Genomic DNA, 20612 nt, shown 5'->3' on the forward strand with positions numbered 1-20612 from the left:
TCCGCCAATTGAGCCGGTGTGTCGCACGATCTGGCTGATATCTCGAACTTTTTTTGTGATTGTTGAGATCAGCCGCATGCGCTTGTGGCCAATTGGTGAAACGGTTCGAACACTTATTTTATTTGTGGGGTGTGCTGGGCTTCTCCCGGTGCCAGCGGTTCAGCAGCCCCTCCGGCACCTCCTCCGCGGTCAACGCGAAAACCAGGTGGTCGCGCCAGGCCCCGTCGATGTGCAGATAGCGCGGCCGCAGCCCCTCCTCGCGAAAGCCGAGTTTCTCCACGACCCGGCGGCTGGGCAGGTTCTCCGGCCGAATGCAGACCTCGATGCGGTGCAGGCCCACCGAGCGGAAGCAGTGGTCGACGGCGAGCGCCACCGCCGTCGGTATGACGCCGCGGCCGGCCACCGCCTCGTCGACCCAGTAGCCGACGTGCCCCGAGCACATCGAGCCCCAGGTGATCCCGGCCACCGTCAGCTGCCCGGCCAGCCGGCCGCGGTGCTCGACGACGAACGGCAGCATCCGGCCCGCGTGCGCCTCGGCCCGCAGGTGGCGGACCATCTGACGGTACGTGGGCCGGTGTGGCGCGGGGATGCCCGGCGGAGGCGGCGGGATGGTCGCCTCCCAGGGGCGCAGCCAGTCGCGGTTACGGCGGTTGACCTCGCGCCAGGCCCGTTGGTCGCGCACCTTTATGGGGCGGAGGGCGGTGTCGCCGTCCGCCAGTACGACGGGCCAGGGGGCGTTCAGTGTGCGCTCCCGGTGGAGGTGGAGTCCGGGCCCTGGGGCGGGCCGGGGGCGGAGTCCTCCCGGTCCGGGGGCGGGGCCGGGGTGGCGCCCGTGTGGGCCGGCGCGTGGTCGCCGCCCCTCAGCTGGTCCACCGCGTGCGGGAGGAGGTCGGCGAGGACGGCCAGGCCGTCGCGTACGCCGCCGGTGGAGCCGGGCAGGTTGATGATCAGCGTGCGGTCCGCGACCCCGGCCAGGCCGCGGGAGAGCGCGGCGGTGGGCACCTTCGCGCGGCCCGCGGCGCGGATCGCCTCCGGGATGCCGGGGACCTCGTAGGCGATGACGCGGCGGGTGGCCTCGGGGGTGCGGTCGGTGGGCGAGATGCCCGTACCGCCGGTGGTCAGGACGACGTCGTACCCGGCGGTGGCGGCGGCGCGCAGGGCGGCCTCGACGGGGTCGCCGTCCGGGACCACCTGCGGCCCGTCGACCACGAAGCCCAGCGCGGCCAGGCCCTCGGCGAGCAGCGGCCCGCCCTTGTCCGCGTACACACCGGCCGCCGCGCGGTTGGACGCGGTGACGACGAGGGCCCGGGGCGGAGAAGGGGGAGAAGGGGAGGAGGAGGGGGAAGGAGAAGACTGCTGGTGCTGGTGCGCGTGCTGGGTCGCTTTCGGGCCCGGGTTGGTGGGGGTGGCCGCCCCCGGTGTGCCGGTGGCGGTGCCCGGGCCGGGGTTGGGCGCCCCGGTGGTGAGGCGGCCGGTGGCCGTGTCCGGGCCCGGGTTCGCGGTCGTTCCGCGCTCGCCGTCGGGCCCCGAGGCCGGTCCCGGATCGGCAGGCGCGCCACGTACGCCCTGGTCAGGGCCCTGGTCAGCGGTCATGACCGGCTCCAGTGGCCCGACTTGCCGCCGGTTTTCTCCTCGACCCGTACGTCGGTGACGACCGCGCCCTTGTCGACCGCCTTGACCATGTCCACGACGGTCAGGGCGGCGACCGAGACGGCTGTCAGAGCCTCCATCTCGACGCCCGTGCGGTCGGTGGTGCGGACCGTGGCCAGGATCTCGACGGCGTCGTCGGCCACCCGCAGGTCCACCTCGACCCCGGACACCGCCAGGGGGTGGCACAGCGGGATCAGGTCAGGGGTGCGCTTGGCGCCCATGATGCCCGCGATCCGGGCGGTGGCGAGCGCGTCGCCCTTCGGGACGCCCTCGCCGCGCAGCAGCTCGACGACGCGCGGCGCGACCAGGACGCGGCCGCTGGCGCGGGCGGTGCGCGCGGTGACGTCCTTCTCGGACACGTCGACCATGCGGGCCGCGCCCGACGCGTCGAGGTGGGTGAGGTCTTGCTGGCCGCTGCTCATCGTTCTCCCGGTCCGGACCGTGCCGCCTGTGCGACGACACCGTACCCGCAGGCGTCGGCCGTCACCCGGCTACCCGGTGGGGACGGCAACGCACGCCCCCATACGGACAGCGCTCCCGGCCCGATACGGACGGCACCGACCGACCCGACACGGACAGCATGCCCGCCCCGGCACGGACAGCACCGCCCACCCGGCACGCACAGCACGCACGGCCTGCCGGGAACAGCGCCCACCGGCCGGTGAGGGCAGCGCCCGCCCCACTCCTCCCCCTCACCCCAGCAACACCACCTCCACCTCCGCCCCCTCCGCGACCTCCGTCGTCTCCTCCGGGACCACGATCAGGGCGTTGGCCTGGGCCAGTGCTTTGATCAGGTGGGATCCGGCGCCGCCCACGGGCGTGACGGTGGTGGTGTCGGCGTCGTACCAGCCGCGCAGGAACTGCCGCTTGCCCTCGGGCGAGGAGGTGACGGGCGCGCCGCAGGTGGCCCGGGAGGTGTGACGGTGCACGTCGGGCAGGCCCATGAGCGTACGGATGGCGGGGCGTACGAACAGTTCGAAGGAGACGTACGAACTGACCGGATTGCCGGGCAGGGCCAGCAGCGGGATGCGGTCCGGGCCGATGAGGCCGAAGCCCTGCGGCTTGCCGGGCTGCATGGCCAGCTTGCGGAACTCGACGGTGCCCTCCTCGGCGGAGAGGTCCGCGAGCGTCTCCTTGACCACGTCGTACGCGCCGACGCTGACACCGCCACTGGTCACGAGGATGTCGGCCCGGATGAGCTGGTCCTCCAGGGTGGCGCGCAGCGTCTCGGCGTCGTCGGCGACCGCGCCGACCCGGTAGGCGATGGCGCCGGCCGCGCGGGCGGCGGCGGTGAGCTGGAAGCTGTTGGAGTCGTGGATCTGGCCGGGGGCCAACTCTTCGCCGGGCTGGACCAGTTCGCTGCCGGTGGACAGGACGACGACCCGGGGGCGCGGCCGGACCCGGACCGTGGCGCGCCCGATGGCGGCGAGCAGGCCGGTCTGGGCGGGGCCGAGGACGGTGCCGGCCTTCAGGGCCAGTTCGCCCGCCGGGACGTCGCTGCCACGGGCGCGTACGTGCTGCCGCTCGTCGACCGGGCGGTACACCCGGACCTCGCCGCCCGCGGCCTCGGGCGCCGCGCTGTGCGCGCGCATCGCCTCGGCGGGCCCGCGGCCCGTACCTCCATCGGTCCACTCCACGGGCACGACGGCCTCCGCGCCGGGCGGCAGCGGCGCGCCGGTCATGATGCGGGCGGCCTCGCCGGGACCGACGGCGGGCGGCTCGGCGCTGCCCGCGGCGACGTCGCCGACCACCGTCAGGGCGGCGGGGAATTCCTCGGTGGCACCCGCCACGTCGGCGACGCGGACCGCGTACCCGTCCATGGAGCTGTTGTCGAAGGGCGGCAGGGCGGCGGGGACGGTGACGTCCTCCACCAGGACGCACCCCTGCGCGTCGAGGAGGTGGAGGTCGATCGGCTCCAGCGGGTGGATCTTGGACAGGACGTCGTCGAGGTGGTCGGCCACCGACCAGACGCGTTCCTGGTGGGTGGTCCGGCCGGTGGTGGCGCTCACGGTGTCACATCTCCTCGCTGACGAAGCTGCGCAGCCAGGTCCGGAACTCCGGGCCCAGGTCCTCACGTTCGCACGCCAGTCTGACAATGGCGCGGAGGTAGTCGCCACGGTCGCCGGTGTCATAGCGGCGCCCCTTGAAGACCACGCCGTGCACGGGGCCGCCGAGGCCCGGGTCGGCGGCGAGCGCCTGGAGGGCGTCGGTGAGCTGGATCTCGCCGCCGCGCCCGGGCTTGGTGGTGCGCAGCACCTCGAAGACGGCCGGGTCCAGGACGTACCGGCCGATGATGGCGAGGTTGCTGGGCGCGTCGGCCGGGTCGGGCTTCTCGACCAGGTCGGAGACGAGCACGACGTCGTTGTCGCCGTCGGGTACCGCGGCGGCGCATCCGTACATGTGGATCTGCGCCGGATCGACCTCCATGAGGGCGATGACGGAGCCGCCGTGCTGCTCCCGCACCTCGATCATGCGCTGGAGCAGCGGGTCGCGCGGGTCGATCAGGTCGTCACCGAGCATGACCGCGAAGGGTTGGTCGCCTACGTGCGGGGCGGCGCACAGGACGGCGTGACCGAGACCCTTGGGGTCACCCTGGCGGACGTAGTGCATGGTGGCCAGGTCGCTGGACTCCTGGACGCGGGCGAGGCGCGATTCGTCACCCTTGCGGTCGAGGGCTTCTTCGAGCTCGTAATTGCGGTCGAAATGGTCTTCGAGGGGGCGTTTGTTGCGTCCGGTGACCATCAGGACATCGCTGAGTCCGGCGGTTGCGGCCTCCTCCACGACGTACTGGATGGCGGGTTTGTCGACGACCGGCAGCATCTCCTTGGGCGTGGCCTTGGTCGCCGGGAGGAAGCGGGTCCCGAGACCGGCTGCCGGAATGACAGCCTTGGTGATCCGAGTACGCGATGGAGTCATGCGGATCACGATAACCGGCACTTTGCGCCGGAAGATGGGGTCCTGAGAACGGGTCACAGGAGCGGGAGCGACGGCGCATCATGAGCGGTTACGACGATGGGAAGCGCGGGTTGCGGCGCGATCTCCTGGACGTGAGGGCCCAGTTGCCGGCCGGTGAAATCCGGGCGGCGGGGGCGGTGCTGGCGCGCCGTGCGCTGGCCCTGCCGGAGCTGGCGGGGGCGGGCACGGTCGCCGCGTACGTGTCGGTGGGGCGCGAGCCGTCCACGCACGCGCTGTTGGACCAGCTGCGCGCGGCCGGGGTGCGGGTGCTGCTGCCCGTACTGCTGCCGGACAACGACCTGGACTGGGCCCCGTACGACGGCGCCGGGGGCCTCGTACGCGCCGGACGGGGCCTGCGGGAGCCCGCCGGGCCCCGGCTGGGCCCGCAGGCCGTCACCGAGACGGACGCGGTGCTGCTGCCGGGGCTGGCGGTGGACCGGCGCGGGATGCGGCTCGGGCGCGGCGGCGGGTCGTACGACCGGGTGCTGGAGCGGCTGGAGAAGGCGGGCGTGCGGCCGGCCAAGGTGGTGCTGCTGTACGACGCGGAGGTGCTGGCGGAGGTGCCGGCCGAGGAGCACGACCGGCCGGTGGATGTGGCGGTGACGCCGGGGGGTGTGTGGCGGTTCGCACCTTAGGTGCGGTACGGGCGGTACGGGCAACACGGGTGCGTACAGGGGCGTACGAGCGCTACGGGTACGTACGCACCTGGCGCCCCCGCAAACGCCACCGGGCGGGTCCGAGAACTTCGGACCCGCCCGGCCTAAGAGGTCAGCGCCCCGTCACGGCACCAGCCGTCACGGCACCAGCCGTCACGGCGCCCGCCGCGGCGACTTTCACGGCGACAGCGTCAGCGTGTCCTTCGCCGCGGCCTTGACGGCCTTCTGGGAGAAGGCCCACGGGAGCAGTTCGCCCTTGGCCCACTTGTCCGTCTGGTCGTAGTAGTGCGCGCTGTACGCGTGCCCGGAGGCGCCCGTCAGGTTGATCCAGCGCGACTTGTCCAAGTCGGCCAGGTTGACCACCATCCGCATCGACGGCACCCAGGTGACCCCGTAGCCGCCGGCCGCGTTCCAGCCGGTGGCGTTGACGGCCGCCTCGCCGCCGCCCAGGTTCCAGGGGCCGCGGTTGAACAGGCCCTGGAGGAGGCCCGGGCCGCTGGTGCCCAGGGTCTGGTTCTTCAGGAACATCTGGTGCAGGCGGCCCCAGCTCCAGTTGTCGACGTTCTTGCCCAGCTTGCTGGTCAGCTCGTAGCGCGCGTCCCGCATGGCGTGCGCGAGGAGCTGGTCGCGGTTGGCGTCGAGGACACGGCCGGGCCGGGACTCGGTCTTCCACCAGTCGTTCTTCGGGTCCTCCAGGATGGACCGGACGACCTCGTACCAGCGGTCGCCGCCGTCGGGCTGCGCCTGGTCGGGGGCGCGCTCGCCGCACTCGCGCACCAGCTTGTCCTGGTCGTCGGCCGGGCCGGTGTCGTCGGCCGGGCGGACGTTGAGGCACTGGCCCTCGACCCGCAGCTCCTTGGGCATCTTGTTGCCGAAGGCCAGTTTGAGGGTGTTGCGCCAGACCGCGTTGAAGTACGCGGCGGCGGCCGAGTCGGGCTCCTGGGTGTAGTCCCAGCCCTCCAGCAGCTTCTGCGCCTCGCGGACGTACGCGTTGTCCACGTCGATCTTCAGCAGGTAGGGCGTCAGCAGCTTGGCGATCTCGCTGCTGTTGTCCATCTGCATGGTCTGCATGTCGTCCGTCGAGACCTTGCCGCCGTCCTTGATCTTCGACTGGATGAGGTCGTTGATCCGCTGGCTGCGGGCGCCGTAGCCCCAGTCCTTGGTCAGCAGGTACGGGTACTTGTCCGGGTCGACGACGGCCTGGTTGGCGGTGACGATGTAGCCGCGCGCCGGGTTGTACTCGTTGGGCAGGGCCTTCTGGGGCACGTACCCGTCCCAGCGGGCCTTGGGGTCCCACCCGGGGGCGGGCAGGGTGCCGTCGTAGCCCTTGCCGCGGACCGGGATCCGGCCGGGTGCCTGGTAGCCGATGTTGCCCTTGGTGTCGGCGTAGATCAGGTTCTGCGAGGGCACCTCGAAGTGCGCGGCGGCCTTGCGGAAGTCCGTCCAGTTCTTGGCCCGGTTCAGCTCGAAGACCGCGTCCATCGAACGGCCCGGGTCCAGGGCGGTCCAGCGCAGCGAGATGCCGTAACCGTCGCCGCGGTCCGGTGCGGCGTTGCCGACCGGGGCGTGCTTGCCGACCTTGGCCATCTCGTCGTCGCGGTCGGAGATCAGCGGGCCGTTGTCGGTCGAACGGACCGTGATCTCGCGGTCGGCGCCGCCGGCGACCTTGATGGTCTCCTTGCGGGTCTTGTATGGCTGGAGCTTGTCGCCCGACAGGTAGCCGTTGGCGTTGATCTTCTCCAGGTACAGGTCGGTGACGTCGGCGCCGAGGTTGGTCATGCCCCAGGAGATGTCCTGGTTGTGGCCGATGACCACGCCGGGCATCCCGGAGAAGGTGTAACCGGAGACGTCGTAGTTGCACTTGGCGCTGGTGGTGCGGCAGTGCAGGCCCATCTGGTACCAGAGCGACGGCATCTGGGGGGCCAGGTGCGGGTCGTTGGCGAGCAGCGGCTTGCCGGTGGTGGTGTGGGCGCCGGAGACGACCCAGGAGTTGGAGCCGATGCCGTTGCCGTTGGGGCCGAGCAGGGCCGGGATCTTCTCCAGGGACTTGGAGACCGAGGAGAGCTGGGTCTTGACGCCCTTGGTGGCGGAGGAGGCGGAGTTGGTTCCGTTTCCGGAGCCGGTTCCCGCGCCCGTGCCGGTCCCGCTGCCGGTTCCCGAGCCCGTACGCGTACCGGCACCGCTCCCCGTACCCGTACCGCTCCCCGTGCCCGTACCGGTGCCCGAGCCCGAGTTGTTCTGCAGGCCGCCGCTCGGGGTGGCCTTGGCGTCGAAGTCCTTGGTGGCCGGGTCGACCGCGCCGCCCTCGACGATCGGCTTGTTCCGCTCAGCCGGGTACTTCGGGTAGAGCTGGTCGATCTGCGTCGGGCTGAAGCGGCTGGTCAGCAGGGCGCGGTCGATCTCGTCCTGCATGTTGCCGCGCAGGTCCCAGGCCATGGCCTTGAGCCAGGCCACCGAGTCGACCGGGGTCCACTTCTGGGGCTTGTAGTCGTTCTGGAAGCCGAGCGCCGCGTACTCCAGGGAGAGCGCGGATCCCTCGTGGTCCTTCAGGTAGGCGTTGACGCCGTCGGAGTACGCCTGGAGGTATTTCTTCGTCTGCGGGGAGAGCTTGGTGTCGTACTCCCGCTGCGCGACGTCGTGCCAGCCGAGCGTGCGCAGGAAGGCGTCGGTGTCGACCTGGCTCCGGCCGAACATCTCCGAGAGGCGGCCGGCCGTCATGTGGCGGCGTACGTCCATCTCCCAGAAGCGGTCCTGGGCCTGGACGAAGCCCTGGGCGCGGAAGAGGTCCTCGTCGGTGTCGGCGTAGATCTGCGGAATGCCGTTGCCGTCGCGCGAGACGTCGACGGGCGCGGTCAGGCCGGCCAGCTTCAGGGAGCCGGTGGTCTGCGGGTACGAGGCGCGGACGGTGCTGACGCCCCAGTACGCGCCGTAGCCGATGCCCGCCACGAGCAGAAGCACGACCGTGATCGCGACGAGGCGGCCGCGCCGCCCCTTCTTCTTCGGCTTCTTTGCAGCCTTGTCAGGGGCGGGGGCGGACTTGTTGGCGGGCATCTCTGTCCTTCGAGGGGCAGGGTGGGAGTGCTGGAGCAACCATAGGCGCACGGGTCCGCCGAGCCCTACGCGGTGTAGCCGCCGGCACCTCCAAGATTCAAGCAATGGTAAATTGTTAGCCTCAGTAACTAGATACGGTAAGGAAAGCCCGCCCGCTCCAAGCCCTGTGCCCGCTCCCGTGCCTGACCGGCCCGCCACGAGGAAGGACCAGCCCTGACTGTCGACCGCCTCAACGAACTTCTGCTGATCTGCGCCCTCGTCCTGCTCGTCGCGGTGGCGGCGGTACGCGTCTCCTCCCGCAGCGGGTTGCCCAGCCTGCTCATCTACCTGGGAATAGGCATCGCCATAGGGCAGGACGGATTCGGCGGTGTCATCTTCGACAACGCCGAGCTGACCCAGATACTGGGCTACACCGCGCTGGTCGTGATCCTGGCCGAGGGCGGCCTCGGCACGAAGTGGAAAGAGATCAGACCGGCGCTGCCCAGGGCCGCGGTGCTCTCGACGTTCGGTGTCGCGGTGAGCGTGGGGGTCACCGCGGCCGGAGCGCACTACCTCGTCGGCCTGGACTGGCGGCAGGCGCTCCTCATCGGCGCGGTGGTCTCCTCGACGGACGCCGCGGCGGTCTTCTCCGTACTGCGCAACGTTCCGCTGCCCGCCCGGCTGACCGGCGTCCTGGAGGCCGAGTCCGGCTTCAACGACGCCCCCGTGGTCATCCTCGTCGTCGCGTTCTCCACCGCGGGACCGGTGGAGCACTGGTACACCCTCATCGGCGAGATCGCCCTGGAGCTGGCGATCGGCGCGGCCATAGGCCTGGCCGTCGGCTGGCTGGGCGCCTACGGGATGCGGCACGTGGCGCTGCCCGCGTCCGGCCTGTACCCGATCGCGGTGATGGCCATCGCGGTCTCCGCCTACGCGGCCGGCGCGCTGGCGCACGGCTCCGGCTTCCTCGCGGTCTACCTCGCCGCGCTGATCCTCGGCAACGCCAAACTGCCGCACTCGGCCGCCACCCGCGGCTTCGCCGAGGGCCTCGGCTGGATCGGCCAGATCGGCATGTTCGTCCTGCTCGGTCTGCTGGTCACCCCGCACACGCTCTTCGACGACGCGGTCCCGGCGCTGATCATCGGCCTGATCCTGACGATCGTGGCCCGGCCGCTGTCGGTGTACCTCGGACTGCTGCCCTTCAAGGTGCCCTGGCGCGAGAAGGCGCTGCTGTCGTGGGCCGGGCTGCGCGGCGCCGTACCGATCGTGCTGGCCACCATCCCCATGGTGGGCGGCGTGCCCGGCAGCGACCGGGTCTTCAACATCGTCTTCATCCTGGTCGTCGTCTACACCCTGATCCAGGGCCCGACGCTGCCCTGGCTGGCCAGGAAGCTGCGCCTGGGGGACGACGAGGAGGCCGCCGACCTGGGGATCGAGTCGGCGCCGCTGGAACGGCTGCGCGGCCACCTGCTGTCCACCACGATCGGCGCCAAGTCGCGCATGCACGGCGTGGAGATCAGCGAACTGCGGCTGCCTCCGGGGGCCGCGGTCACCCTCGTCGTACGGGACGGCACCAGCTTCGTACCGTCGCCGACGACCGTACTGCGCCGCGGGGACGACCTGCTGGTCGTGGCCACGGATCCGGTACGGGACGCGGTCGAGAACCGGCTCCAGGCCGTCTCCCAGCACGGCAAGCTGGCCGGCTGGCTGGCACCGGGCACACCGGGCGGGCGGCAGCCGGTCAAGAAGGTGGGGGTACGGCCGGGCGACGTCTCCGGGGAACGCCCCGGCGAGCGGCCGGAAGGAAGAGCCGGAGGGCGGCCACCGCATACGCCGGCGCGGTGAGAAGGCGCCCGGCCGGCGAAAGATCCCGCGGGCGGCCCTGGCCGGATACCAGGGCCGCACCCGTATCGGCCTGTACTATGAAATCGCAATCAAAGGAACCAACTCTGCCTGACGCAGAGCTGGCGCGACCGCTCGGCGGCCGCGGTCCCCTGCCATACGCAGCCACCTCCCCGGTGCGGACCACGCGGTATCACTCGGTCCTGCGCGAGAGGACAGCTCTCGGCGCGCACACCCCGTGACAATCTCGCGGGCAGCGCGCTACCAGGCGGTAGAAAGGCTCGGCCGTGGCATCCGCGGTCAAGGACAACGCGGGCAAGGGCGTCCAGGGCGAGGCAGCCCAGGACGGGACCGCCCCCACCCGGCAGACTCCGGTCAAGGAAGCCCGTCCCGGTTACGGGCAGCTGCTGCGTACCCCCGGCGCCTGGGCGTTCCTGCTGCCGGGCTTCCTGGCGCGGCAGCCCTTCGCGATGCTGACGTTCAGCATCCTGCTGCTCGTCCAGCACACCACCGGCTCGTACGGCACCGCCGGTATCGTCTCGGCGGTCACCGGCGTCTCGATGGCGCTGTTCGCGCCGCAGAGCGGCAAGCTGGCGGACCGCTTCGGGCAGCGTGCGGTGCTCGTACCCGGCGTACTGGTGCACGCGGCGGCGGTCGCCGCGATGATCACACTGGCGCTGTCGCACGCGCCGCTGTGGGCGCTGCTGGTCATCGCCGTACCGACCGGCGCCTCGACGCCGCAGATCGGCCCCATGGTGCGCTCCCGGTGGGCCGCCAAGCTGACCGGTACGCCCCTGATGCCGACGTCCACCGCCTTCGAGTCGGTGACCGACGAGTTCACCTTCGTCATCGGCTCGGTGCTGGCGACCGCGCTGTGCACCGGCATCCACCCGGCGGCCGGCCTGGTCGCCGAGGGCGCCCTGACGCTGGGCGGCGGCCTGCTGTTCGCGGCGCAGCGGCGCAGCCAGCCGCCGGTGCACCGGTCGGCGGACAGCTCCGTCAAGCACGTCTCCGCGCTGTCGGTGCCGGGCTTGCGGGTCCTGATCGCGGGCCTGTTCGGCATCGGCACCGTCTTCGGCGGGATGCAGGTCTCCCTGACGGCCTTCGCCGAGGACATCGGGCAGCCCGGCATCAACGGCCTGCTGTACGGGGTCTTCGCGGCGGGCAACATGCTGGCCGGCATCGTGTGCGGCACGATCGCCTGGAAGGTCGGCCCCCGGCGCCGCCTGCTGGTCGGGTACGGGCTGCTGACGCTGATGACCACCCCGCTGTGGGCGGTCGGCGTGGCGCCGCTGATGGGCGCGGCGGGCCTTCTGGTGGGCCTGTGCATCGCCCCGGCGCTGATCACCGGCTACACGCTGGTCGACTCGCTGGTACCGGCTGCCGCCCGTACGGAGGCGTTCACGTGGCTGACCGGCGCGGTCGGTCTCGGTCAGGCGGCGGCGTCGACGGTCGCCGGTCTGCTGGCGGACCACTTCGGTCCGCACTCCGGATTCCTGGTGCCGCTGTGCGGTACGGGGCTGGCGCTGGTGGTGCTGGCGGTGTTCCGGGGACACCTGGTGCCGCGCTCCGGAACACGGGTCGTCGGACGTGGGGTCGGTCACCGCACACCGGCAACAGTGGACTGACGGGCCGGAATACTGCACTATGGAGCGTCGTTAGCACTCATTGAGTGAGAGTGCCAGGAGGAAGTCACAGTGCCGACCTACCAGTATCAGTGCACCGCGTGCGGCGAGGGCCTTGAGGCGGTGCAGAAGTTCACCGACGACGCGCTCACCGAGTGCCCCGCCTGCGACGGACGCCTCAAGAAGGTGTTCTCCGCGGTCGGCATCGTGTTCAAGGGCTCCGGGTTCTACCGGAACGACAGCCGCGGCTCGTCGTCCAGCAGCACCCCCGCGTCGAGCTCGTCCTCGTCGTCGGGTTCCTCGTCGTCCTCGGACTCCGGGTCCTCCTCGGGCAGCGAGTCCAAGTCGTCCGCCGGTTCGTCGAGCTCTTCGGGTGCGGGCACCGGCTCGACGCCGAAGACCTCGGCCGCCTGAGCGGCGCCGCGGCCCGCCCGGCAGCACTCCAGCAGCACCCCGGCCACCCGCGCGGCCGGCATCTCTTCGCCGTAGCCCCACCGTCCCGGACGGCGGGGCTACGGGCGTTTCCGGGCCCCCTCCCCAACGGCCCGCCCACGCTCCAGGCGCCCTCCCCGAACCCCCCTCTCCGCGTCTAATGTGACCGCATGGCTGACGCGGAAATCGGGGTCATCGGCGGGTCCGGCTTCTACTCGTTCCTGGACGACGTGACAGAGATCACGGCCGACACCCCCTACGGCGCCCCCAGCGACTCCCTCTTCCTCGGCGAGGTGGCCGGACGCACCGTCGCCTTCCTGCCCCGGCACGGCCGCGGGCACCACCTGCCGCCGCACCGCATCAACTACCGCGCCAACCTGTGGGCGCTGCGGTCGGTCGGCGTGCGGCAGGTGCTCGGCCCGTGCGCGGTGGGCGGACTGCGCCCGGAGTACGGGCCGGGGACGCTGCTCGTACCGGACCAGCTCGTGGACCGTACGAAGGCCAGGGCGCAGACGTACTTCGACGGGCTCCCGCTGCCGGACGGCAGCGTGCCGAACGTGGTGCACGTGCCGTTCGCCGACCCGTACTGCGCGGTCGGCCGGGAGGCGGCGGTGACGGCGGCCCGGGTGCGCGGGTGGGAGCCGGTGGACGGCGGCACGCTCGTGGTCGTCGAGGGACCGCGCTTCTCGACCCGCGCGGAGTCGCGGTGGCACGCCGCGCAGGGCTGGTCGGTGGTCGGCATGACCGGCCACCCCGAAGCCGTGCTCGCCCGCGAGCTGGGCCTCTGCTACACGTCGTTGACGCTGGTCACGGACCTGGACGCGGGGACGGAGACGGGCCAGGGCGTCTCGCACGAGGAGGTGCTGGAGGTCTTCGGCCGGAACGTGGGGCGGTTGCGCGAGGTGCTGTTCGACGCGGTGGGGGCGCTGCCGGCGACGGCGGAGCGGGCCTGCCGGTGCGCGGACGCGCATGCGGGCTGGGACCTGGGGATCCAGCTGCCGTGAGGGGCCGGGGGCGGGAGGGGCTGCGGCTGGAGGGGCTGCGGCTGGAGGGGCTGCGAAGAACTTGTTGCCGTGCGGGGCCGAAACCCGATTGCCGTGCGTGGCCGAGGGGGCCGGGGCGGCGCGAGAGGGTGACCGGTTTTTCCACAACCTGCGGGTAGCGTCCCTCGGCCAGCGAGCGGCGCCGCCCGTTGTCCACAGGGCCGAGCGGGCTTCGGCGAAGTCCGGCACGGTGGTCTTCGTCCGCACCGATTCCGGCACCGCAGGCGGTGGTCACCGTGCCCCAGCTCTCCTCCTACCTCCCTCCCTCTCCCTCCTCTCCACCCACCTCCTCTCCACCTGCTCCTCCCTCTCCCCCGTCGCCGGACGACCTCGCCTCGCCCCTCCCCCTTCCTCCACCATGTGACGTTGCGCACTTCGCTCCGGTACGGGCGCGGGGCGGGCGGCACCGGCTGCGCCGGGCGGTACGGCGCCGGCGGCGGACCGTGACGGCGGGGCTGGCGATGACGGCCGCGGCGCTGACCGCGACGGCCCATCAGAGCGGCGAGGGGCGCGCTTCGGGCCCCTCGGGTGCCTGCGCGGCACCGGCTCCCGGGGGTCACCCCGGGTGGGGGCGGTCATGACGGCGCCGACCGCGCCGGGCGAAGATCGAGTGGCCTTTGCCCGATATGCGCGCGACACTGGCCGACGTGGCGGGGTGCGTCCGTCGTGCCGTGGGGGAGTTCCTCCCCCGGCCGGCCGGGACGCGGCGCCGATCCGTACGGACGCTCTGTCCGCTCACCGATTCAGGTCATGGGATTGGACAGCCTCGCCCTGCCCTGCCGTAGGTTGCGGTGCTGTTCGATGCACGGTTCGTAGTGAGTGTGGAAAGAGGCTTTCAGGTGAGCGGGAAGACGGGCGTACTCGCGGGATTCAAGGAATTCCTGATGCGCGGCAACGTGATCGAGCTCGCGGTGGCCGTCGTGGTCGGAGCCGCGTTCACCAACATCGTGAACGCCGTGGTCAAGGGCGTGATCAACCCGATCGTCGGTGCCCTGGGCTCGCAGAACCTCGACCACTACAAGGCCTGCCTCACCACCTGCCGCACGGACGCGAAGACGGGCGACTACACCGACGGGATCTACATCCTGTGGGGGTCGGTGCTCAGCGCGGTCCTGACGTTCCTGATCACCGCCGCGGTCGTGTACTTCCTCATGATCCTGCCGATGAACAAGTGGAAGGCCCGCCAGGAGGCCAAGAAGCCGGTGGACAACGCCCCGGCGGCCCCGACCGAGGTCGAGCTGCTGAAGGAGATCCGCGACGCGCTCGTGGCGCAGCGCAACGGCTCGCTGTCCGGCTCGCCGACGGGCTCGTCCGCCGGTGGCGGCGCCGGCTCGGTGATCACGCAGAAGACGCGGTAAGGGACTTCGCTCACCCCGGTACGGCGAAGCCGCCCCGGCGCCTCGGTCAGAGGTGGTGGGGCGGCTTCTCGTCGAGGAAGCGCGCGAGATCGGCGGCGCTGTCGCCACTGGTCGGGCGTTCGCCCCAGCCGCGGTCGGTGTCGTCCGACGACGGCCGGCCGAGCGGATCGTCGAAGATCAGCGCCGAGTGCGCCTTGGGCTGCCGGGGGCGCTCCGCGCTCTCCGGCCGGGCCGCGCTCTCCGGCCGCTGCGGGCTCTGCTGCGGCTCCGCGTCGGCCTCGGGCCGGGGGTCAGGGGTCGTACTCACTCCTCCAGGGTACGGCTGCTCAAGACATGCCCGGGGCGGTCGGGTCGGGCGCCGTCCCACCCTCCGCACGTTGCGGCGCGCCGGGTTCCCGGGCGTACCGTTGCTGGAACACCTTCTGGCGGGGGTCTTCATGAGTGCCGCGTACGAAGCAGGGATGGGCGACCGGCTGGCTCGGCTCCGGCTGCGCCGGGGACTGACGCAGGAGCAGCTCGCCGAGGCGGCCCGTCTCTCGGTGGACGTCGTCCGCAAGCTGGAGCAAGGACGCCGCAGAACGGCACGGCTGTCCAGCATCAACGCGCTGGCAGCCGCCTTGGACACCGAACCGTCCTACCTCGTCGGCCAGCCCGGGACCTTCGAGGTCCAGCGGCCCGCCCAGGAGGAAGCGCCGTCGGTCCTGGCCCTGCGTCGCGCCGTGTCACCGGTCTCGGACCTCCTCGACGACGAGGATTATGAGGACCCGCCCAGCCTCGGCCAGTTGCGCGCGGCGCTCCGTTCCACGGAGGGCATCAGGCGCGAGGGGCGGATGGGCGAGATCGGTGTCCTGCTGCCCAGCCTGATCCGTGACGCGCGGACGGCCGCCCACGCCTTCACGGGCGCGGAGGCGGCCGCCGCCAACTCCGTGCTGGCCGTCGCCTATCAGGTCGCGGCCACGACGCTGGCCGCCCTGGGCAAGGAGGATGCGGCGTTCACCGCCATGGAACGTTCCATGGCGGCCGTCCGCCTCTCTGACGACCCCCGCCTGGAGACGCTCTCGGCATCCACCCTGAGCTGGGTGCTCATCAAACAGGGCCGCCTCGGCGATGCCGAGCGCGTGGCGATGGCTCGCGCGGACGCGATCGAACCGGGCTTCCGCTCGCCGCCTCAGGACATAGCGCTCTGGGGCATCCTGCTGCTGCGCGCCGCCACTGCCGCTGTTCGCCAGAAGCGCCATGCCACGGTCACCGACCTCCTGCGGCTGGCCTCGGCGGCGGCCGAGCGGGTCGGGGAGGACCGGATCGTCTACGCCATCCCCTTCGGCCCGACCAACGCCGGCGTCGCCAAGGTCAATTTCCTGGTGGAGATGGAGCAGAGCGAGCGCGCCGTTCGCGAGGCTCGCCGGGTCCCCGCCCTCGCCTCCCTCCCGCCCACCTGGCGGGCCCGCTTCCACGTCGACCGGGCCTTGGCCCACCACGACCTCGAAGAGGAGGCGTCGGCGATACGCGCACTGTTCCACGCCGAGCAGGACGCCCCCGAGTGGATGCGCTACCACTCGACGTCCCGCCGTCTCGTCGCGGAGCTGTGCGGAAGCGCCGGGCGCAGGGACGCGCCGGTGCTGAGACTTGCCGGCAGGCTGGGGGTCGAGGGCTAGGACACCCTGTCCCACCCTTCCAGCGCGTCGGCCCTGCCCGCCCTACCGCTGACACCAAGTGGGCCAAGGCGTCCCTGGGCCGGGGTGACGGCGCTGTCTAGCGTGCTCCGCATGACGTGGCGCCCGTACGTTCCCGGCCGGGGACGGAGACGGCACCGCTCCGTGAACCACCAGGAGCCAGGTATGACCGGTGACACCACACCCCCGCTCGCCTTCATCTACGACCGTTGTGCGACGCGGTCGCACGCCGTGTTGGAGATGCGGATCGCTGGTTGTCGCACCTATGCCGAGCGGCAGGGGTGGGAGATTGCCGGGTGGTGGGTGGATTTCGGGGATGAGGCGTTGGGTGGTGAGCGGCCTGAGTTGGGGGCGCTGGTCGGCGTGTTGGGGCGGGTGGTGGTGGGGCGGCGCGCGTTCTGTCTCGTGCACCACTGGAACCGGTTCGCGCATGACGTCGAGGGGCGGCTCGCGCTGCAACGGCGTGTCGCGCGGGTGGGCGGGTACTCGGCCACGGCGTTCGGCGAGAGCGACGAGCGGGCCGGGTACGCGCGGGTGCCGGCCGCGCGGGTGGGGCAGCAGCCCCGTACGTAGCGGCGGTCAGCGGGTGGCGAGGGCTTCGTGCCACCAGTGGTCGCGGCCCGCTGTCCAGGAGACCGGGCGGCTGGTGCGGTTCACGACGAGGACGGACCGTACCTGCGGGCAGCCGCGCCGCAGGGCCCGGTCCAGTACGGGCTTGACCGGGCGTACCGCGCCGTCCCAGAACGCGGCGTCCGCCGTGATGATCACCTTGGCGCCGGAGTCCCGTGCCGCTTCGGCGAGTTCCGGAACGGTCAGGTAGACCGGCAGCGTCGTACGGACGGCGTCGAGCCGGCCGCAGGCGAGCGTGGCGATCACCGACTCCGGCACCAGCGGCAGGTGCACCGCCACCGGGTCGCCGGCCCGTACCCCGAGCCGGGCCAGCACGGCGGCGGCCCGCTTGGCCTGGCCCATGAGCATGGTGTGGGTCAGCTCCTCGTGACGTCCCGGCTCGCCGTGCCAGGTGAGGGCTATCGGGGGCGGGGACGCCGGGGGCTCTTGCGCTTCCCGGGTCGTTTCCTCATGCTCAAAGATCACACGGCGCAACATGCGGACCAGCCTGAAGATCAGCGATCAACAACTGCTGAACGTCCGCTGTACGGCAGGGCCCGTGCCCCGTAGCTGCCGCGTTCGCGGCGCCCCTGGAGGCGTCGCTTCCGTGCCCCTGAGCGACGTGCTCGTACGAAACCGTAGGTGCCCGTACGGCACCCCCACGTCTCTGCCCCGCCTCCGGCACACGCAATCCACCCGCCTTTCCCCTTCCTCATCCGTACGTAGTGCGCCGGGCCGACCCGCGCGGCGCGAGAGGTGGACCGGTGTGTCGGATGCCTGAGTGCAGTGACGAGCGGCGTCGTGCAGGCGATGCCGGAACGGTGGTGTGGAGCCGGTTGTGGGCTGTGGTGGCCGTGGCGGTCGGCGGGTTCTGTGTGCAGTTGGACGCCTTCGCGCTGAACCTGGCGCTGCCGGTGATCCGCCGGGACCTGCACGCGTCCGCGGCGGCCGGCCCGTGGGTGATCAGTGGCTATCTGCTGGCGGCCGGGTCCTTGATGCCGGCGGCCGGGCGGCTGGGCGACCTGTACGGGAGGCGGCGGCTGCTGCTCCTCGGGCTCGTGCTGTTCGGAGGGGCGTCGGCGGGGTGCGCGCTGGCTCCCTCGTTGCCGGTGCTCGTGGTGCTGCGCGTGCTGCAAGGGGCGGGTGGGGCGCTGGTCATGCCGGTGGGGCTGGCTCTGCTGACGCGTTCTTTCCCGCCGGGGCGGGCGCGGGTCGCGACGGGGTACGCACTGGGGCTGGCGGGTCTCGCCACGGCGTGCGGCCCGTTCGTGGGCGGAGCGCTGGCCCAGGCGCTGTCGTGGCGGGCCGTGTTCTGGGTCAACGTGCCGCTGTGCGCGGTGGCGATGCTGTGTGCGCGGCGCGCGCCGGAGGCCCGGGACGGGACGGACCGTCGGGCGCGGGGCGCGGAGTGCCGAGGCCGGGGCGGGCGTGGGGGCCGTTGGGGTTCGCTGGTTGTCGGGACCGGGGTGCCTGGTTGTCTGGCGATGGCCTTCGAGAGCGTGCAGGTGTGGTGGCAGGCGTGCGGGTGGGCGGCGGGCGCAGTGGTGCTCGGTGCGTTGTTCGTTCGGGCCGAGCGCCGGTCGCGCGCGCCGCTGTTCGACCTCGCCCTCTTCCGTGACGGGCCGTATGTCGCGCTCACTTCGGCCGGTGCGGTGGCCAACGCGGCGACCGTGGTGCTGCTCTTCGTGGTCCCGCTCGTGCTTCAGGACGTGACGGGGATGTCCGTACTGGGTGCGGGGACCGCCTTTCTCGTACCGGCGGTGGCGATGGCGGCGGCCGGACCGCTGGCCGGACGCGTACCGGCCGGCGCCGCCGAGCCCGCGATGGCCGCCTGCCTCGGCCTCGCCGCTGCCGCGTTGGCAGCGACAGCAACAGCAACAACGACGCAGGCCGGTGCGGTGCCGGATGGCGATGGCGCGACGGCCGTGCTGCTGTCGGTGGTCACCGTCGCCACTGCCTCGCTGGGTGTGGCGGGTGCCCTGACCCTGACAGGCACTCAGGCCGTGGTGCGCCCGGACCGTGCGGGTCAGGCGTCCGGGCTGACCAAGTGCGTGATCACGGTGACGGCCGGGCTGGGCCTCGCGCCGGCCGGTACGGACCCGGGCGGCGCACTGCGCCTGGCCGCCGCCGGGTGCGCGGCCGCCGGCCTGGCCCTGCTGCTGCGGAACCGGGGTGCCGCTCTCCTCCGGAACCGGCGGGCCGCACGCCTCGACCGCACCCGCACCCGTACACGCCTCAGCCGCAGGCGGTCGCGGCCGCCTCGTACCCGCCGATGACGTCCCGTACGTCCCGGAAGCCGCGGGCCTCCAGCAGCGCGGCGGCGATCACGGAGCGGCTGCCGCTACGGCAGTAGAGGACGACCGGGCGGTCCGGGTCCAGGGACGCGCAGCCGGCGGGGAGGTTCGCGAGGGGCAGATTGCGGGCGCCGGGCAGGGCGCCCGTCTCGTACTCGGCGGGGTTACGGACGTCGATCAGCTGGACGTCCCCGGCCGGCGACCTCCCGGCCGGGAGGTCGCCGGGCGCCAGGCGGCGGGTGCGGGAGACCAGCTCGGGGTGGCGGGCGAGTTCGGCGGCCGGGTCCGGTACGTGCCCGAGGACGTGGTCGTAGCCGATGCGGGCCAGGCGGAGGCGGGCCTCGCGCTCCGTGCCCGGGTCGCTGACGAGGACGATCGGCGTGCCGGGCGCCACCACGCTGCCCGCGTACTCCGCGAACCGGGTGTCCAGGCTGATGTGCAGCGACCCGGTGAAGTGCGCCTCGGTGTACGCGGCGAGGGGGCGGCTGTCCAGGAGGACCGCGCCGGCGTCCCGGCAGGCGGCCAGCGCCTCGTCGAGGGTGAGGGCGGCGGGCGGCGCGGTGTCCAGGAGCGGGTGGCCGTCGCGGTTGAGGGCGGCGTCGTGGGCGAAGTAGCCGGGGGTGGCGGGCTGCCCGGCCGTGACCAGGCGGACGAAGTCGGCTTCCGGCATGGGCTGGAGCGCGTAGTTGTGTCGGCGCTGGTCGCCGATGGTGGAGGTGGTCTCGGTGGAGAGGTTGCGGCCGCAGGCCGAGCCGGCGCCGTGGGCCGGGAAGACGCGGGTGGCGTCCGGGAGGGTGAGCAGTTTGCCGTGCAGGGAGCGGTAGAGGCGGCCCGCCATGTCCTGCGGCGTCAGCCCGGCCGCGGCGAGCAGGTCGGGGCGTCCCACGTCGCCGACGAAGAGGGTGTCGCCGGTCAGGACACCGTACGGCGCCTCGTCATCCGGCTGTTCGTGGACGACGAGACAGATGGACTCCGGGGTGTGACCGGGAGTGGCGAGGACGGTGAGGGTCACGCCGCCGGGTTCCGCTTCCGTCCCCGCCCGCTCTCCCTGATCGCCGCCCAGGCATATCCGTTCGCCGTCCCTCAGCCGCCGTATCGGGTAGCCGGTCTCGGCGGCCTCGCCGAAGGCGATGGTGGCGCCGGTGGCGCGGGCCAGTTCGAGGTGTCCGGAGAGGAAGTCGGCGTGGAAGTGCGTCTCGATGATCAGTTCGATGCGCAGTCCGGCCGCTTCCGCGTCGCGCAGGTAGTCGTCGATGTCGCGGCGTGGGTCGACGAGGACGGCGCGTCCGGTGGTCTCGTCGCCGATCAGGTACGACGCCTGGGAGAGGCAGTCGAGGTAGTACTGCGCGAAGTGCACGGTCGACCTCCGTGGTCCTGCGGGCCCGCAGTCACGGGCTCCGCGAGGGGTGTGTTGTGCGGATGCACGGATGTACGTACATTAGGCA

At 72.2% G+C, this 20612-nt stretch carries 18 protein-coding genes; 9 read left to right on the plus strand and 9 right to left on the minus strand.

Going from position 1 to position 20612, the window contains the following annotated elements:
* Positions 1–118: 118 nt before the first annotated feature.
* The 5 genes from ACZ4Z1_RS04305 to galU form a co-directional block, all read right to left on the minus strand.
* Positions 119–742: a GNAT family N-acetyltransferase gene (locus ACZ4Z1_RS04305; RefSeq protein ID WP_468485404.1), complete on the minus strand. Its 624-nt coding sequence runs from the start codon at positions 740–742 to the stop codon at positions 119–121.
* On the minus strand, positions 739–1266 hold the full coding sequence (locus tag ACZ4Z1_RS04310) for a MogA/MoaB family molybdenum cofactor biosynthesis protein (protein ID WP_468485405.1): 528 nt from the start codon (positions 1264–1266) through the stop codon (positions 739–741). The genes ACZ4Z1_RS04305 and ACZ4Z1_RS04310 overlap by 4 nt, the downstream gene beginning before the upstream one ends.
* A gap of 323 nt (positions 1267–1589) precedes the next feature.
* Positions 1590–2072, minus strand: a complete 483-nt coding sequence (gene moaC, locus ACZ4Z1_RS04315) for a cyclic pyranopterin monophosphate synthase MoaC (protein ID WP_468485053.1) — start codon at positions 2070–2072, stop codon at positions 1590–1592.
* Between the two features lie 270 nt (positions 2073–2342).
* Positions 2343–3659 carry a molybdotransferase-like divisome protein Glp gene (gene glp / locus ACZ4Z1_RS04320; RefSeq protein WP_468485054.1) on the minus strand — a complete coding sequence of 439 codons (1317 nt, stop codon included), beginning with the start codon at positions 3657–3659 and terminating at the stop codon, positions 2343–2345.
* Positions 3660–3663: 4 nt separating this feature from the next.
* Positions 3664–4566 carry a UTP--glucose-1-phosphate uridylyltransferase GalU gene (galU, locus tag ACZ4Z1_RS04325; protein ID WP_468485055.1) on the minus strand — a complete coding sequence of 301 codons (903 nt, stop codon included), beginning with the start codon at positions 4564–4566 and terminating at the stop codon, positions 3664–3666.
* Between the two features lie 80 nt (positions 4567–4646).
* On the opposite strand from galU, the gene ACZ4Z1_RS04330 reads away from it, so the two are divergent.
* Positions 4647–5240, plus strand: a complete 594-nt coding sequence (locus ACZ4Z1_RS04330; RefSeq protein ID WP_468485056.1) for a 5-formyltetrahydrofolate cyclo-ligase — start codon at positions 4647–4649, stop codon at positions 5238–5240.
* 198 nt (positions 5241–5438) lie between these two features.
* Here ACZ4Z1_RS04330 and ACZ4Z1_RS04335 read toward each other — a convergent pair whose 3' ends face one another.
* Complete coding sequence (locus ACZ4Z1_RS04335) at positions 5439–8312, minus strand: penicillin acylase family protein (RefSeq protein ID WP_468485057.1); 2874 nt, start codon at positions 8310–8312, stop codon at positions 5439–5441.
* 273 nt (positions 8313–8585) lie between these two features.
* Here ACZ4Z1_RS04335 and ACZ4Z1_RS04340 point away from each other — a divergent pair, with 273 nt between their 5' ends.
* The 5 genes from ACZ4Z1_RS04340 to mscL all read left to right on the plus strand — a co-directional run bounded on the left by ACZ4Z1_RS04340 (position 8586) and on the right by mscL (position 14591).
* The gene (locus ACZ4Z1_RS04340) at positions 8586–10136 is read left to right on the plus strand and encodes a potassium/proton antiporter (RefSeq protein ID WP_468485058.1); all 1551 of its coding nucleotides are present in this window, start codon (positions 8586–8588) and stop codon (positions 10134–10136) included.
* Positions 10137–10540: 404 nt separating this feature from the next.
* Positions 10541–11761, plus strand: coding sequence for an MFS transporter (locus ACZ4Z1_RS04345; RefSeq protein WP_468485406.1), 1221 nt, complete (start codon positions 10541–10543; stop codon positions 11759–11761).
* A gap of 69 nt (positions 11762–11830) precedes the next feature.
* A complete protein-coding gene (locus ACZ4Z1_RS04350; RefSeq protein WP_468485059.1) occupies positions 11831–12172 on the plus strand; it encodes an FmdB family zinc ribbon protein in 342 nt (113 codons plus the stop codon).
* Positions 12173–12360: 188 nt separating this feature from the next.
* Complete coding sequence (locus ACZ4Z1_RS04355; RefSeq protein ID WP_468485060.1) at positions 12361–13194, plus strand: S-methyl-5'-thioadenosine phosphorylase; 834 nt, start codon at positions 12361–12363, stop codon at positions 13192–13194.
* Positions 13195–14072: 878 nt separating this feature from the next.
* Positions 14073–14591, plus strand: a complete 519-nt coding sequence (mscL, locus tag ACZ4Z1_RS04360; RefSeq protein ID WP_468485061.1) for a large conductance mechanosensitive channel protein MscL — start codon at positions 14073–14075, stop codon at positions 14589–14591.
* A 46-nt stretch (positions 14592–14637) separates the two neighbouring features.
* On the opposite strand, the gene ACZ4Z1_RS04365 is transcribed toward mscL, so the two are convergent.
* The gene (locus ACZ4Z1_RS04365; RefSeq protein WP_468485062.1) at positions 14638–14898 is read right to left on the minus strand and encodes a hypothetical protein; all 261 of its coding nucleotides are present in this window, start codon (positions 14896–14898) and stop codon (positions 14638–14640) included.
* 130 nt (positions 14899–15028) lie between these two features.
* Here ACZ4Z1_RS04365 and ACZ4Z1_RS04370 point away from each other — a divergent pair, with 130 nt between their 5' ends.
* Together ACZ4Z1_RS04370 and ACZ4Z1_RS04375 are read left to right on the plus strand one after the other, a co-directional pair.
* Complete coding sequence (locus tag ACZ4Z1_RS04370) at positions 15029–16246, plus strand: helix-turn-helix domain-containing protein (protein ID WP_468485063.1); 1218 nt, start codon at positions 15029–15031, stop codon at positions 16244–16246.
* Between the two features lie 183 nt (positions 16247–16429).
* A complete protein-coding gene (locus ACZ4Z1_RS04375) occupies positions 16430–16837 on the plus strand; it encodes a recombinase family protein (RefSeq protein ID WP_468485064.1) in 408 nt (135 codons plus the stop codon).
* A 6-nt stretch (positions 16838–16843) separates the two neighbouring features.
* Here the strand turns inward: ACZ4Z1_RS04375 and ACZ4Z1_RS04380 are convergent, their stop codons facing one another.
* The gene (locus ACZ4Z1_RS04380; RefSeq protein ID WP_468485065.1) at positions 16844–17359 is read right to left on the minus strand and encodes an AMP-binding protein; all 516 of its coding nucleotides are present in this window, start codon (positions 17357–17359) and stop codon (positions 16844–16846) included.
* A 287-nt stretch (positions 17360–17646) separates the two neighbouring features.
* On the opposite strand from ACZ4Z1_RS04380, the gene ACZ4Z1_RS04385 reads away from it, so the two are divergent.
* Positions 17647–19149, plus strand: coding sequence for an MFS transporter (locus tag ACZ4Z1_RS04385; protein WP_468485066.1), 1503 nt, complete (start codon positions 17647–17649; stop codon positions 19147–19149).
* On the opposite strand, the gene ACZ4Z1_RS04390 is transcribed toward ACZ4Z1_RS04385, so the two are convergent.
* A complete protein-coding gene (locus ACZ4Z1_RS04390; protein ID WP_468485067.1) occupies positions 19109–20524 on the minus strand; it encodes a rhodanese-like domain-containing protein in 1416 nt (471 codons plus the stop codon). The genes ACZ4Z1_RS04385 and ACZ4Z1_RS04390 overlap by 41 nt on opposite strands.
* Positions 20525–20612: the final 88 nt, after the last annotated feature.

It is taken from the genome of Streptomyces sp. NPDC030165 (genome assembly GCF_055573595.1).